This is a genomic window from Streptomyces sp. UF-297 (assembly GCF_058245575.1).
Genome location: NZ_JBSIBZ010000143.1, coordinates 1 through 14,927, shown reverse-complemented (window position 1 = coordinate 14,927; position 14,927 = coordinate 1). Strand labels below are relative to the sequence as shown.

General features: G+C 71.9%; 9 protein-coding genes. 8 read left to right on the top strand and 1 reads right to left on the bottom strand.

All coding sequences use genetic code 11. From position 1 onward, the window contains the following. Nucleotides 1-911: 911 nt before the first annotated feature. The 8 genes from AC4IJH_RS41525 (at nt 912) to AC4IJH_RS41490 (ending at nt 11,687) form a co-directional block, all read left to right on the top strand. The gene (locus AC4IJH_RS41525; RefSeq protein WP_490857225.1) at nt 912-2,147 is read left to right on the top strand and encodes an MFS transporter; all 1,236 of its coding nucleotides are present in this window, start codon (nt 912-914) and stop codon (nt 2,145-2,147) included. A 210-nt stretch (nt 2,148-2,357) separates the two neighbouring features. Then, on the top strand, nt 2,358-3,158 hold the full coding sequence (locus tag AC4IJH_RS41520) for a phytanoyl-CoA dioxygenase family protein (protein WP_490857224.1): 801 nt from the start codon (nt 2,358-2,360) through the stop codon (nt 3,156-3,158). A gap of 14 nt (nt 3,159-3,172) precedes the next feature. After that, complete coding sequence (locus AC4IJH_RS41515) at nt 3,173-3,724, top strand: DUF6309 family protein (protein WP_490857223.1); 552 nt, start codon at nt 3,173-3,175, stop codon at nt 3,722-3,724. Between the two features lie 17 nt (nt 3,725-3,741). Next, nucleotides 3,742-7,953 carry an AMP-binding protein gene (locus AC4IJH_RS41510; RefSeq protein ID WP_490857222.1) on the top strand — a complete coding sequence of 1,404 codons (4,212 nt, stop codon included), beginning with the start codon at nt 3,742-3,744 and terminating at the stop codon, nt 7,951-7,953. Between the two features lie 54 nt (nt 7,954-8,007). Continuing rightward, the gene (locus tag AC4IJH_RS41505; protein ID WP_490857221.1) at nt 8,008-9,264 is read left to right on the top strand and encodes an aspartate aminotransferase family protein; all 1,257 of its coding nucleotides are present in this window, start codon (nt 8,008-8,010) and stop codon (nt 9,262-9,264) included. A gap of 34 nt (nt 9,265-9,298) precedes the next feature. After that, on the top strand, nt 9,299-10,150 hold the full coding sequence (locus AC4IJH_RS41500; RefSeq protein ID WP_490857220.1) for a TauD/TfdA family dioxygenase: 852 nt from the start codon (nt 9,299-9,301) through the stop codon (nt 10,148-10,150). Next, nucleotides 10,132-10,917, top strand: a complete 786-nt coding sequence (locus AC4IJH_RS41495; RefSeq protein WP_490857219.1) for an SDR family oxidoreductase — start codon at nt 10,132-10,134, stop codon at nt 10,915-10,917. The genes AC4IJH_RS41500 and AC4IJH_RS41495 overlap by 19 nt, the downstream gene beginning before the upstream one ends. Nucleotides 10,918-10,922: 5 nt before the next feature. Next, complete coding sequence (locus AC4IJH_RS41490; protein WP_490857218.1) at nt 10,923-11,687, top strand: methyltransferase domain-containing protein; 765 nt, start codon at nt 10,923-10,925, stop codon at nt 11,685-11,687. 108 nt (nt 11,688-11,795) lie between these two features. Here AC4IJH_RS41490 and AC4IJH_RS41485 read toward each other — a convergent pair whose 3' ends face one another. Beyond that, on the bottom strand, nt 11,796-14,540 hold the full coding sequence (locus tag AC4IJH_RS41485; protein ID WP_490857217.1) for an alpha/beta hydrolase family protein: 2,745 nt from the start codon (nt 14,538-14,540) through the stop codon (nt 11,796-11,798). Between the last annotated feature and the right edge of the window lie 387 nt (nt 14,541-14,927).

Here is a 14,927-nt window from a genome sequence, read left to right as displayed (position 1 = left end):
CCCCCCCCCCCCCCCCCCCCCCCCCCCCCCCCCCCCCCCCCCCCCCCCCCCCCCCCCCCCCCCCCCCACGCCCGTATGGGGAAAGTCCGGTGCCCTCAAGGTATTTGGTTGGGCCCGTGCGTGTGGCGCTGGTCGGGGCGGAGTTCCGGGGTGCCGGCATTCGGTTGTGCGGCCGGGGCCCGGTGGTCTGGGTGTGCGTCCGGTGACAGTCCGGTTAGTTACCGGATGGTACGGCGATTGAGGTTCCGACTCTCGTGCGGCATTGCCGCTGAAGGGGCAGGGTCGCGGGGGCAGGAATTGTTGCCCGAGAGGTCCAGCCAAAGGGTCCGTTGAGGGCATCGTCGCTGGTGACGGCTAGGGGAAAAGCGCACAGAGGGGCGCAGGGGGTGTGCAGGTTAATTCCTTCGGTGCTGCCGCGGCCAGGATGCCTGGTGAGGGGAGCTTTGGCGGCGCATTCCACCCAAAATGAGGTCTAGACCATACCCATACCCCTTCCGCTTGTCAATGCCTTGCGGGGCTATCGCCGCTGCGAGTACATTCACCGGCCATGCGTCACAGAAATTACCCGTCGTTGCACATGTTGAAATGGTCTCGAATGCTGGAATGAGGGTGGCGCCCCGAAGTCACCTGTGCTGTTGTAACGAGCGACCCGAGGGTCGGTTTCTTACTCGCGAGTAGGCCGGCAGGCAGGCGCGCGTGAGCATGTCACTGTTCATTTCTTGCTGTTACTTTTCACCCTGGCGCATCCATTGCAGGCCGCGTCGGGGAAATTGATTGGCACAGTACCGTCGAGAATGCCCTTTTGCGGGATTGCACGGGGGGTCTTGTTTGCTATGCGTACGCCTTGGCGCGGGATGGAATTACAGCAGCGGTCGCCGGCTGCGGCCGGGAATCAGTGTCAGCGGTGTGCGGTGAGCGACGGCGCGGGGTCGCGGCGGGACGAGCGGTTGCTGCGGGTGGCGTTCATCGTCTCCAGCAGTGGCGACTGGATCTTCCGGTTCGCGCTGCCGGTTCTGGTGCTCCAGCTCACCGGCTCGGCGATCTCGACCGCGCTCACCTACGCGGTCGAATTCATTCCGTTCGTGGTCGTCGGCCTGTTCAGCGGGGTGGTCGCCGACCGGGCCGACCGACGACAGCTCATGATCATGTGCGATGTGGTCTCCGCGGTGATTGTCGCCGGAATCGGGGTGCTGTGCCTGGTCGATCCGCCTGCGGTGCTGGTGATGGCGGCGGCCTTTCTGCTGGGGTGTGTGCGGCCGTTCTCGTTCCCCGCGTTCCAGGGGTTTCTCACCGAGCGGGTGGTGCCGGACCGGCGGGCCTCGATGAATGCCTGGATCCAGGGCGCGGACGGGACGTTGGGCACGCTCGGCCCGGTCGCGGGCGTCGCGGTGGTCACGGTGCTGGGGCCGACGGTGGCGAGTTTCGCGAACGGGGTCTCGTTCGCCGTGTCCGCCCTTTTGATCAGCGCTACCGCGGTCGGTACGGCCGGGCGGCGGCTGCGCGCGTCGTTCGCGGCGGCGTGCCGCTCGCTGGGGCCGGATTTCGCCGCGGGACTGCGGGTGATCGTGACGGATCGCGGGCTGCTGTGGGCCACGGCGCTGCTGACGCTGGCGAACTTCACGTTTCCCGCCGTCGCGGCCAACTTGGTCTTCATCGTGTCCGGGCCCGAAGGGCAGGTCCCGGCGTCGCTCGCGGTCGTCGCCGCGGCGCAGGGGCTCGGTGGCGTGCTCGGTGCCGCGGCGGCGCCCGCCCTGCTGCGCAGATTCACCGCGGGCCGGCTGATGCGGATCGCGATGGGGGCGATGGTCGTGGCGCTGCTGCTGCCCGCCGCCCGGGCCGATGTCGGCGTACTGACCGCGTGCTGGTTTCTCGCCGGCGCGGCGACCTCGACTTTCATCGTGCCGTGGCGGACCTATCGGCAGGGCGCGGTCGATCCGGCATTCCTGGGAAGGGTGGTCGGACTGCAGCGGGCCGTCCCCTTCGCGGCCATTCCGTTCAGTGCGCTGCTCGGTAGCTGGCTGCTCACCGAGTTCGGCACCTGGGCACTTTTTCTGGCGGCGAGCGCCGTTCAGTTTCTCGTCTGGCTCGGTACCCGGGTTTCTCCGCTGGGAAGAGCCGGTTCACCAGCTCCGGGTGGAACCGGATAGCCGTAATTTCTGTGCGGAAGGCATGGCGGATTGCGGGAATCCGCGCCTGACCGCATGAATCTGGAGCATGCCACAAGTGCGCCGCAAGCATGTCGAAAGTGATTTGCCAGTACGTCCAAGGGTTTGTGAATCGGGTGCGGTCCAGCCATGCCGGCCGCGCCGGGAAAGCGTTCAAGGCGTCATCGTTACGGGAAAGGGTGTGTTGTCCACATGCCACTGTTTTTCGAGGGCAGCGGGACAGTATCGGCACAGCGGGAGCAATTCGCGGAAGCGGGCTATCTCGTACTGCCCGGTTTACTGCCGGAGTCGCTGGTGGACCGGCTCGTACTCGAGGTGGACCACTGGGTGAACGACGGCCTGCGCTCCCGCTCGATAGCCGCCTGTGTCGATCCCGCCCCCGACGAACCGCCGCCCGTACTGGAGCTGGAGCTGCCCGCGCACGGCGAACTGCTCACCTACCAGCCGCTGATGCAGATGCTGGCGGAGCTGATGGGCGCCCCGTTCGTCTTCCACCATCTGCACAGTGACCGGCACACCCCGGGCATCCCCGGCAAGCCCTGGCACCACGACTACGAGCCCAACGACCTCGGTGATCCCTCGCTGTTGATGGTGCACGCGCTGCACTACCTCGGCGGTCTGGACGGCACGATCGGCAACCTGGCGGTCGTGCCCGGCTCGCACCGCGAGATGCGCAGCAAGTCCGCGCTCGCCCATCTCGGCACGGCCGAACTGCCGGGCGAGGTCGTCATCGACAGCCTGCCCGCGGGGTCGACCGTGCTGGTCAACTCGGCTTTGCTGCACGCCCGTAAGCCCGCGCCGAGTCCGAGCGGCTCCGCCCCGCCCCGCTACTTCGTCGACGCGTCGTACTGCCAGACGGGCGCGCGCTGGCAGCCGGTGAAGCCGTACTGGCGGCACATGCTCGCCACGGCCAGAGCGCTCGACCTGGACGGCGGCAGGTGGCCGGAGCTGTTCGCGGAACGGCACTTCGTCGAGTACTCCCGGTCGGCGTGAGGAGGGCCGCAGGCATGCAGGTCATCAGTGAAGTCACCTTCGACGAGGTGCGTACGAGCTTTCGCCGGGACCACTGTGCCGAACGGGAGCACGAGGCGAACAGCAACCAGAGCGCCGAGGAGGCGCTGGAGCTGGCGGACAAGGCGTTCGGCGGCTGGTCCAAGGTCCGGCTGTCGCGGGCCGAGATCCTCCAGGTGATGCTGCCCTGGCATCTCAGCGAGGGCGGCGGGTTCGAACTCGTCCCGCGGACCGGGCTGACCGTCGGCCAGGCGGCGCAGATCATCCGGTCGCGCGAGGCGGAGCTGGCCGAGGCCAATCCGGTGTGCACGGCGAAGCTGACCCTGTTCCGGGACTCCCCGTTCACCTCGATCTTTTTCAGTACGCGGCCGATCCCGCACGACGACTACGCGGACGTCCGTGTCGGTGAGGGGCTGATCCACCTCGACGGCCTGCACCGCCTGCTCGCCTGGGAGCTGGCCCAGCGGCTGCCGCTCGACGAGGGGCTGACCGCCTACATCGCCGGTGACGTGTCGCCGCATGCCACAACCGGAGGCCAACCCGTATGACATGCACGCAAGGACAGGTGCGATCCACCGCCTCGCTGCCTGAGCTGCTCACGCGCAACGCCCTGGTCCACCCGGACCGGCCCGCGCTGAGCGACGGTGTCCGTACCTTCGACTACCGCGCGCTGGACGCCGCGGCGGGCCGGGTCGCCGCCCGGCTCGACGCGCTGGGCATCGGCCGTGGCGACCGGGTGGCGGTGCTCGGTGTCCGGGATGCCCGGGTGTGCGCGCTGCTGTTCGGCGTGCTGCGCTCGGGGGCCGCCGCGGTGCTGATCGACGCGGGGTGGACCGCGTCCGACGTGCGCCGGCGCCTGGACGCGGTCGAGGTGCGGTACGCGCTCACCACGACCCCACAGATCCAGGCGCCCGATCCCTACCGCACCGAAGTGCTCGACGTCGATGCGCTGGCCGCGGCGCCCTGCCCGACCGGCCTCCCGCCCGTCGAAGCCGCCTGTCTGCCGACCGATGTGGCGTACCTGTCCTTCACCTCGGGCTCGCGCGGGGAGCCGAAGGCCGTCGCCGTCACCCACGCCAATACGGTGCACTACGCGCTCTCGCTCGCCGGGCGGCTGGGTCTGACCGAGGCCGATGCGCCGTGCGTCGCGCATGTCACCACGCTGGCGGCCGACCTCGGGCACACCTCCTGGCTGCTGGCGCTGGCGACCGCGGGTTCGGTCCATGTCGTACCCGATGACCGGGCACGCGACCCGGAGCAGTGCTGGGCCGCGCTCCGTGCGGCGGGAGTGTCGGTGATCAAGACGACGCCCTCGCATCTGACGGCGCTGCTGGCCGGGAGGCCGGCGGACAGCCCGGCCCTGGGCACCGTGCTCCTGGGCGGCGAGGCGCTGCCGCGGGCGCTCGCCGCGAGCCTGCTCACCGACAAGGTCACCGCGCGGGTCGCCAACCACTACGGGCCGACCGAGACCACCGTGGGCGCCACCTGTTTTCTCGCCGCCACGGTGGACGAACTGCCCACGGACGAGGCGACGGTGCCCATCGGCACCGCGATCGGCGAGGTGGATCTCCAGCTGGTGTCCGACAGGCCCACGGGCACCGCCGAAGCCGTGGTGGGGGAGCTCCACATCGGCGGACAGGGCGTCAGCGCGGGCTACTTCGGGCGGCCGGAGGAGACCGCGCGCCGCTTCGTGCGGCGCGGCGGGCGGCGGATGTACCGGACCGGCGATGTGTGCCGCCGCCGGCCGGACGGGAATCTCGTCTTCGTCGGCCGCTCCGACCGCCAGGTGAAGGTCCGCGGTTTCCGCGTCGATCCCGTCGAGATCGAGCACGCCATCGAGGGGTTCCCCGGCGTCGGCCAGTGTGCGGTGATCGTGCGCGAGACCCCGGCGGGCAGCCAGCTGCTGGCCGCGGTACGGCTGTCGGACCGGCAGGGCGCAGCGGCGGACGAGGAGGCCACGCTCGCCGCGCTCACCGCGCATCTGCGCGACCGCCTGCCGGGCTATTCCGTACCGCAGCCGATCCTCGCGGTCCCGGACTTTCCCTACGGCGCCAACGGGAAGCTCGACCGCCCGCGCCTGGGAGCCGTCGTGGCCGGGCTCATCGAGAGCCGCGCCCGCGGCACGCACTCCGCGCCGAGCGCCGGGGACGGGTCCGACCGCTCCGCGGTGTCCCTGGCCCAGGCCATCGCGGAGCTGTGGGCGGACGCGCTCGGCCTGCCGTTGGTCGACGTGCACGCCGACGTACTGAGCCTGGGCGGGGACTCGATCCTGGCGATGCGGACGATCGCCTTCCTGCGCCGGCGTGGGCACCGCGTCGCGTTCGAGGCCTTCTACGAGCAGCCGACGCCGACTCGACTCGCGGCGGCCGCCTGCGCCGTTGACGGGCGGGTGCCGCAGCGCGTGGAGCACGCCGACGCCGAGGAGCGTCAACTCGCCCCTGCCCAGCGGTGGTTGTTCCGCCAGCCCATCGACGAGCCGCGGCACTGGAACCAGTCCGTGCTGCTGCGGTGTGCGCTGCGGGTGGACGCCGGGGCCCTGTCGGCGGCGGTCGTGGCCGTCCTGCGGCGCCACCGGGCGCTGCGCCGGCCGGTCGGTCCGGACGGCCCCGGCAGCCCGCGGCACGAGAGCGCCCTGGACGTGCTCTCGCACTCCTCGATCGGGCCCGCCGACCCGGTCGCCGAGACGGTGGGCAGCGTCTGCACCGAGCTGCACCGCAGTCTCGACCCGCAGGCCGGACGCCTGCTGCGGGTCCACCTGTTCGCCGGCGGCCCCGGCGTCGAGGACCGGCTCGCGGTGATCGCGCACCACTTGGTCGTCGACGGTCTGTCCTGGCGGATCCTGCTGGACGATCTCGCCGGCGCCTACCGTGCGGCGCTGAGCGGACGCGACCCGGACCTGCCGCCGACGGCGGACTTCTACCGGTGGGCCGCCGAGACGCACGGCCGGGAGGCGGCGCCGCAGGCCGTCCCCGCGCAGGAGGCGATCGCCCCCCGGCTCCCCGTGGACGACGCGACCGGAGGCACCGAACCGGCCACCTTGATCTGGACGCTCGACGCGCAGGCCACCGCCCGCCTCACCGAACGCCACGGGCGCGCGCAGCGCCTGGAGGCCGTGCTGCTGTCGGCGTTCGCCGATGCCGCCGCGGCCTGGAGCGGTCAGCCCCGGCTCGGAGTGGAGGTGGAGACGCACGGCCGCGAGACCGACGGCGCGGCCGGTCACTACCTGGACACCGTCGGCTGGTTCACCGCCGCGAAGTGGGTGGCCGTGGAGGCCGGCGGCGGGGCGGAGCGGGCCGCGGAGGTGGAGCGCCGCATCCGGCGCGCGCGCCAGCTGCCGATGGATGCCGACGGCGCCCGTCCCGAGGTCGGGTTCAACTTCCTGGGCACCTTCCGGCTGCCGGACGAGCCGTCACTGGGCTGGTCCGTCGCCCAGGAGCAGGCCGGGTCGGCCCGGTGCCGTACGGGCGATTCTCTCTACCGGCTGCGGCTGACCGCGCGCATCGTCGAGGGCAGGCTGGTGACCGACCTCGTGTACGCCTGGCCGCGGCTCTCGCACGAGAACGCGGAGCGGATCTTCAGCGCCTTCGTGCGCGAGGTGGCCGCCGCGGCGGATGTCACCGCTCCCCCGCACGTCAGGTCGGCGGTATCGACCTCCGGGCAGCTGCTGCACTCCGGCGCCGCGGCGCCCCGAAGCGGCTGGCGGGTGGTGCGCGAGCCGGCCCGGGTGCTGCTCACCGGAGCCACCGGGTATCTCGGCGGGCACGTCCTGACCGCGCTGACGGAGCGGGGTGCGCAGGTCACCTGCCTGGTGCGCGGGGACAGTGACGCCGCGGCGGCCCGGCGGCTGGGCGGCGCGGATGTCATCGCCGGTGACATCGACCGGGAGGGCCTGGGGCTGTCGGCCGCGGGGCTCATGCGGGCCCGGCAGGCGCAGGTCGTCGTGCATGCGGCCGCCGACGTACGGCTGGTGGCCTCGCCCGCCGATCTGGAGCGGACCAACAACCTCGCGGTGCGGCGGCTGCTCGGCTGGATCGACGAACAGGCGCCCGGGGCCCGTTTCCACCATGTCTCCACGCTGGCCGTCTCGGGCGGCGTCGACGGGCCCGCGCGCCGGTTCAGCGAGGCCGATCTGCACATCGGGCAGACCTTCCGTACCCCGTACGAGAAGGCGAAGTTCCGGGCCGAGGAGAGCGTGCGGGCCTGGGCGGCTTCCGGGCGCCAGGCCTATGTCCACCGCAGTGGCCATATCGCGGCGGACAGCCGTACCGGCGCGTTCCAGCGCAATGTCCAGGACAACCGGATCTATCAGGTCGTGCGCGGGTATGTGCTGGCCGGCGCGGCGCCCAGCCGTCCCTCGACGACGTTCGAGTTCTCCCATGTCGACACGGTGGCGGCGGGCATCGCGGCGATCGCGACGTATCCGTACGCCGCGCCGGGTGTCTACCACGTCGAGACGCCGCACCGGGTGGCCCACGACGAGCTCGTCGCGTGGATGATCGGCCACGGCTATCCGATCCGTCTGACGGACGACGCGACGTTCGCCGCGGCGCTGGCCCGCGCCGAGCAGAGCGATCCGACCACGGCCCGGCTGGCGTCGACCTGGTCCCAGCTGGGCGACCGCAACATCCTCGTCGACAGCTCCTGGACGACCTCGGTGCTCGACCGGCTCGGCGTACGGTTCGCCGCGCCCACGCCCCAGTGGTGGTCCGCCGCCCTGTCCTGGGCGGCCGCCGCCGGATTCCTGCCGGCTCCCGTTCCCTCCCCTCAGCTGACCTGACCCCTCGCCGTACGCCCAAACTCCTCCTCGTACGCCCAGACAGAGAGCGAAGCCATGCCCCACCTCTCCCCGGTGCTCAAGCAAGCCACCCCCGTCCTCGCCACCCGCGGCGAGGGCCTGTACCTCTTCGACGCCGAGAACCGGCGCTATCTCGACTTCACCGCCGGAGTCGGGGTGACCAACACCGGCCACTGCCATCCGCGGGTGGTCGAGGCCGTGCAGCGGCAGGCGGGACAGCTGATCCACGGGCAGTACACGACCGTGCTGCACGACCGGTTGCTCACCCTCACCGAGCGCCTGGGCGAGGTGCTGCCGCCCGGCCTGGACTCGCTCTTCTACACCAACTCCGGCAGTGAAGCGGTGGAGGCGGCGCTGCGGCTGGCCCGGCAGGCCACCGGCAGGCAGAACGTGATCGTCTTCGACGGCTCCTTCCACGGGCGCACGATGGGCGCGGCGGCGCTGAGCACCGCGGGCACCCGATTCCGCGCCGGGATCGGCCCGCTGATGCCGGGCGTCGCGGTGGCGCCGTTCCCGGACGCCTTCCGGCTCGGGATGAGCCAGGAGCAGGCCGTGGAGTACGCGCTGCGCGGGCTGGACCGGGTGCTGGCCACCGTCAGCGCGCCGGCCGAGACCGCCGCCCTGTTCGTCGAGCCGGTGCTGGGCGAGGGCGGCTATGTGCCCTCCCCGCCGGGCTTCCTGGCGGGCCTGCGCGAGCGCGCGGACCGCCACGGGATGCTGCTGGTCCTGGACGAGATCCAGGCCGGGTTCGGCCGGACCGGGAAGTTCTGGGCCCATCAGCACAGCGACGGTCTCGTACCGGATGTGGTGATCACGGCCAAGGGGCTGGCGAGCGGCTTCCCGCTCTCGGCGATCGCCGCTCCGGCGGAGCTGATGGCCAAGGCGTGGCCGGGGTCGCAGGGCGGGACGTACGGCGGGAACGCCGTCGCCTGTGCGGCCGCGCTCGCGACGCTGGATGTCATCCGCGACGAGCGCCTGGTGGACAACGCCGCCGAGCAGGGGCGCCGTCTGACGGACGGTCTGCGCAAGGTCGCCGCCGACCACCCGGTCGTCGCCGACGTCCGCGGGCCCGGCCTGATGGTGGGCAACGAGTTCTGCCTTCCCGACGGCTCCCCCGACCCGGCCACCGCCCAGCGCGCGCAGCGGGCCGCCGCGGACCTCGGTCTGCTGCTGCTGTCCTGCGGGGTGCACGGCAACGTCGTCCGGATGATTCCGGCGCTGGTGGTCACCGCGGAGCAGATCGACGAGGCGCTGGCGCTGTGGTCCGAGGCCGTGGCCACGGCCGCCCGGTGACCCCTGCACGACTTTCGAAAGGACTGATCACGTCATGACCGGAACCACGACCGAAGCCGCGACCAACGACGTCGGCTGGACCAGCGAGTACCTGGAGTCCCACCGCGAGGTGTGGTCGGTGTCGATCGCCGACGCGGACCGGCGGCTGCTGTGGAGCGACTCGCTGGCCGGGCGATGGGGCGCGGGCGAGGCGGCGCACGCGTCCGTGCGCTCGTTCATCCGAGGGAGCCTGGACGCCGTGGGCTTCGTGAACGTACGCAACCTCATCTCCCCCGACGCCTCCGACGCCGACCTCATCACCAGCCTGTCGGCCATCCTCGAGGACATCAGCGCGCCCATACCGCAAAACGCCCAGGGCGACCTGTGGACCGTCCTGCGCGACCGCGACGGTGACGGCGCCACCGAACTGGGCTTTCACTGCGACACCTGCGACCTTCTCGTCCTGCTGTGCCTGCAGCCCGCCGCGGACGGCGGCGGCAACACCAAGCTGGCCAGCGCGCGGCACGTGCACGACATCATCGAGCGCGAACGGCCGGACATCCTCGCTCTGTTGAAGCAGGAGTGGCGTTTCGACCGGACCGGCCGTGCGGGCCAGCAGATCGTCGTCACGCCGATCCTGTTCACCCAGGACGACGGGACCATCGGCTGCTACTACCAGACACGGACGGTACGGGCGTCGGCGGATCTCGACGCCCGGCAGCTGGAGGCCCTGGACTACCTGGACGAGGTGCTCTACCGCCCGGAGATAGCCTTCGGGCTGCGCCTTGCCGCGGGCGACCTGCTGATGATCCGCAACAGCCGGGTGCTGCACGGCCGTTCGCCCTACATCGATGTGCCCGGCCCCGAGTCCCGCCGGATTCTGCGCGCTTGGATGAACGAGCGGTGACGGGGGACGAGGCAAGCGGCCACGGCAAGATCGGTGTCGTCACCGGCGGCGGCAGCGGCCTCGGGCGCGCCGCAGCCCTCGCCCTGCTCGACGCAGGGTGGACGCTCGCGCTGGCCGGCCGCCGCAAGGACACGCTGGAGGAGACCATCGCCCTGTCGGGCGCCGGACCCGACCGGATGATCTCCGTGCCCACCGACATCCGCGACCCGGCCCAGGTCACCGCCCTCTTCCAGACCGTACGGGAGCGCTTCGGCCGCCTGGACCTGCTGTTCAACAACGCGGGCGCGGCCGTCCCCAGGCGACCGGTGGCGGAGGTGGACTTCCAGGACTGGAGCCGGGTGATGGACACCACCGTCACGGGGACGTTCCTGTGCGCGCAGGAGGCGTTCCGCACGATGCGCGACCAGTCGCCGCAGGGCGGACGGATCATCAACAACGGTGCGCCGTCGGCCCATTCGCCCCGCCCGAACGCGATTGCCTACACCACGGCCAAGCACGCCGTCCTCGGTCTGACCCGCGCCCTGTCGCTGGACGGCCGTCCCTACGGCATCGCCTGCGGCCAGATCGACATCGGCAATGTGACGCCGGTGGACGGCAGCCCGCAGCCGCCCGCGATGCAGGCCGACGGGACGATGGCCGTGGAGGCGACCATCCCGGTGGCGCGCTTCACCGAGGCGCTGCTGCTGATGGCGTCGATGCCGCTGGACACCAACGTGCAGTTCCTCACGGTCCTGCCCACGACCATGCCGTACATCGGCAGAGGGTGACGACCATGCTGATCAGCGCCCGTTCCTTCGACGAGTACCGAGCGATGTTCGCCCTGTCGGACGACGATCTCGCGCTGCGTGTGCTGGACTGCCCGGGCGGGGCCGCGAGCTTCGTGGCCCTGGCCGGGCAGCACGGCACCGATGCCGTCGCCGTCGATCCGCAGTACGGCCGCGGCAGGGACACGCTCGGGGAGTTGGTCCTGCGGGAGATCGAGCACAAGCACGCGTACGTGGCGGACAACGCGTCCAGCTTCGTGTGGAGCTGGTTCGGTGACGCCGAGCACTACACGCGGCTGCGCACCGAGGCGGCCCGCGCCTTCGCCGCCGACATCCGGGCCCGCCCGGACCGCTACATCGAGGGTTCCCTCCCCCATCTCCCCTTCCCCGACCGCTCCTTCGACCTCGTCCTGAGCTCACACCTGCTCTTCTCCTACGGCGCGCAGCTCGACGAGGCCTTCCACCTCAGCTCCCTGATCGAGCTGGTACGGGTCGCCCGCCACCAGGTCCGCCTCTTCCCGCTCCTCCTGCACACCAGCGATCAGCGCTACGAGGGCCTGGACCGCATCCGCCGCCGGCTCGACGGCTACGGCATCCCCTCCCACCTCGCCCGCGTCGACTACGAGTTCCAGCCCGGCGGCAACGAGGCCCTCGTCCTGGAGTGCGACCACCGCGGCGCCCTGCCCACGGCCAGGCCCGGCGCCGATGCGCGCGATCCGGTGCGGTGGCGGCATCTGGGCCGTGCGGAGGGGGAGGTGGCGCGGTCGCGGTGAATCGGTGCCGGCTCTGACGCTCCCCTGGCGCGGGGACGCGCACGGCCGTTGTCCCGGCGCTGCACAGGCGCCGGGACAACGGCCGTTATGGGAGGTTGCGGTCCGGGGTTACGAGGCGTCGAGCACCGTGCCGGTCACCGCCGGGCCGGGGTGCGGCTCCCCGTTCTGGTCGTAGAGGGACCACTGGAGCTTCAGATGCTCTTCCGGCTCGCGCACGGTGTCCGCGATGGTGGGCACGCTCACTTCGGCGCTGGTCTCGCCCGCAGGGACGGCGAGGGTCAGGGTCGCGTCCTTCGCCAGGTCGGATACCGGCCGGGCCGGGGTGGGCGATTGGCTGAAGTATTCCTCCAGCCAGGCCGGGTCGACGTCCAGGGTGGACAGCTCCGCGCCGTCGGTGACCGGCCGGAGCGCGAACTCGCCCACGATGTCGGTGTCGGCGGCCTGGGACAGGTTCACCCGCCAGGTCAGGGGTTTGCCCTCGGTGACGCGGTCGGCGACGGGCGTCACGCTGACCTTGGGCATGGGGTCGTCGTTCTGCGCCGTCACTCCGCCGGAGGGGGAGCCGACGACCGCGCCGCGCACCGCTTTGACGAGGGCGTCGTGCTGGATGTCGGGGCCGTAGCGGGTGTTGCCCTGGATCGTGACCGGCAGGTCGAAGAAATGGCTGCCCGGACGGACCGTCACGACCTGGGAGGTGACCTCGTCGGTGCCCGGCTTGGGGACGAACAGCCGGACCTGGCCGCTGCCCTGCCCGGACACATGCGCCGGGATGCGGTAGGTCCGCTCCCCGGAGTCGCCTTCCTTGACCGTCAGACGGCCGAGGTCGACGCGGGGCAGCGCGGCGGCCCGTGCCGCGGGGGTGCCGGGGCGCCAGCCCCATGCGTCCATCAGCCAGGCCTGCCCGGTGCGGCTGCGGGGCGTCAGCTCCAGGGCCGTCACGCGCTTCAGGTCCAGTCCGGCACCGGTCGCCGCGGACAGGGGTACGCGGACCTCGCGTGCCCAGTAGGAGGCGGTGCGGTCGCTGCCCGGCAGTCCGTCGACACGGGCCGGTCCGAGGCTCGCCCGGCGGCCGGAGGCGTCGACGAGGGCGACGTCCAGTTCGGTGCCCGTGGTGTTGGGCGGCACGATCATCCGCAGGTCCAGCGCCTGGGCGCCGGCCAGGGAGAAGGGCCGTGCGGGGCGTACCCGTACCGGCTGGCCCGCCTTCGACCACTGCATCGCGACCGCGTCACGCCCGGGTTCCGGCGAGGGCCCCCAGGCGGCGAAGTGCGGCGAGGATCCGCCCGCTTCCGGCGGGAGGCAGGAGCGGGCCGGGTCGGTGTCCACCTGTGCGCACACCCGGCCGCCGTCCACGGCGAGCGAGGCATCCGGCAGGACGGCCGCCGTGCGGTGCGCGCCGACGGCGTGGGTGAGCACCCGGGCGGGGGCGGCCGAGGGCGCGCGCCGGTCCGAGCCGTCCAGGAGGGGGCGTACCCGGTCGTCGCCCGCGACGAACAGCCGGGCCGCCGCGGCGATGTAGGTGGCGCCCGCGGTCTGCTGCTGGGGGGCGGTCAGGCGGCTCTTGCTGGTCTTGGCGCACACCGGGTCCGTGTCGTCCTCGTCCCAGAAGTCGTCGGTGGCCGGCGCCTTGGACTGTCCCGGTGTCCACTCGGTGTTGAAGAAGTTGTGGTTGGCGCCGACCATGTACACCGAGCTGTGCAGAGCGGATCCGTTGCTGACGCCGCGGGTGCCGTCGGCGTAGATCTGGCCCTGCAGGTCGGACACATCGCCGTCGCAGCCCGGCAGGATGGTCGTGGAGGGCACGTCCGGGGCCGGGTTCTGGCCGAAGAGGGTCGGGCCTATCAGGACGTTGCCACGGATCGTCCAGCGGACCGGGCCGCCGTAGCCGTCCTGGTCGGCGGGCGGCCGGTAGAGACTGTCCAGCGCGGCCCGGTTGACGCCTTCGCCGCCGCGGGAGTGGCCGACCAGCAGGACGCGGGACAGGTCCGCCGGTGCGGTGGCGCGTACCGCCGCCGGGGCATCGGCCCGTTTCGCGGCCCACTGCGCCCACCGGGCGAGATGCAGCCGTACCAGGGACGAGCGGGCCTGCGCGCCGGCGTCCTCCAGGCGCTCGTCCTGCCCGTTGATGCCGTTGGCGGAGACGGACACCGTCACATAGCCCTGGGAGGCCAGCAGCTTCTGGGCCTGCTGATAGCCCTGGTAGCTGGGCACCGACTGCGTACCGGATTTGCAGGGCCATTCCATGCCCTGCTCGCCGCCGGGGCCGAAGCAGGTGGAGTGACGGCCGTGCAGGAACAGGGCCAGCGGCCTCTTCCCCGGGGCGCCGACGGGTCCCGCTACGGTGGCGCGCATCTCCACCGGCGCCGCCAAGCCGGGCAGCTTGACGGACTTCAGCGCGTACTCGCCGTCGACGGTGCGGTAGGGGCCCGCCACGCCGGGGTCGACCGGGTTGGCGGGCAGCGGGGTTGCGGGCCGCGCGGGTGCGGCGAGGCCCGGGGAGCGGCGCTTGCGCGGGGGCGGGGCGGCCGCGTCCAGGCGGCGCCCGGAGGCCAGCACCCGCAGCTCGTCCTTCGCGCCGATGCGCGCAGCGCCGGCCGCCAGCTTGAACGAGCGCCGGTCCGGTGCGGCCACCGGCCGGCCCAGGAGCCGGTGGCCCGCGTAGAACTCGATGCGGGCGTCGCCCATGGGCACCGGCTCGGGGGAGGTCCAGACCAGTTCCTTCCCGGCTCCCGTACCCGTGTAGCGCCATCCCTCGGGGAGACGGCCGTCGGCGGCGGGGGACGACAGGGACTCAGCGGACGGCTGCGCCTGGGCGAGCCCCGGTGCCGTCACCGTCAGGGCGAGTACCGCCATCGCGGTACCCGCCACGCGTAATACACATCTCAAGGACTGCTCCTCGTCATCACGCTTGCCACGGGACCCGGAAAACTCTGGAGTCCCTTTCGTCCCGGAGGACGTCAAGTGATCATCGGGGGTTGCCCGATGGCGTACGACGATCGGCAAGTGGTGATCGAGAAGCGAGAGTTGCGCCAACTGCCCAGTTCAGCAGGGTTGCGCCGGAGAGCTACCGCTCTGTACGGGCCGTATCCCACACCGCGCTGTGCACATAGTGGTTGTCGAAGCGCTCCGAGGACGCCTTGATCTCCTCGGGGCCGGCCTCGCCCCTGGTCACCCGGTTGAGAGGCGGGAGTCGGTACGCAGTGGGGGCGGTGTTGTGCGGCCCCCCGCGCCGCACAACAC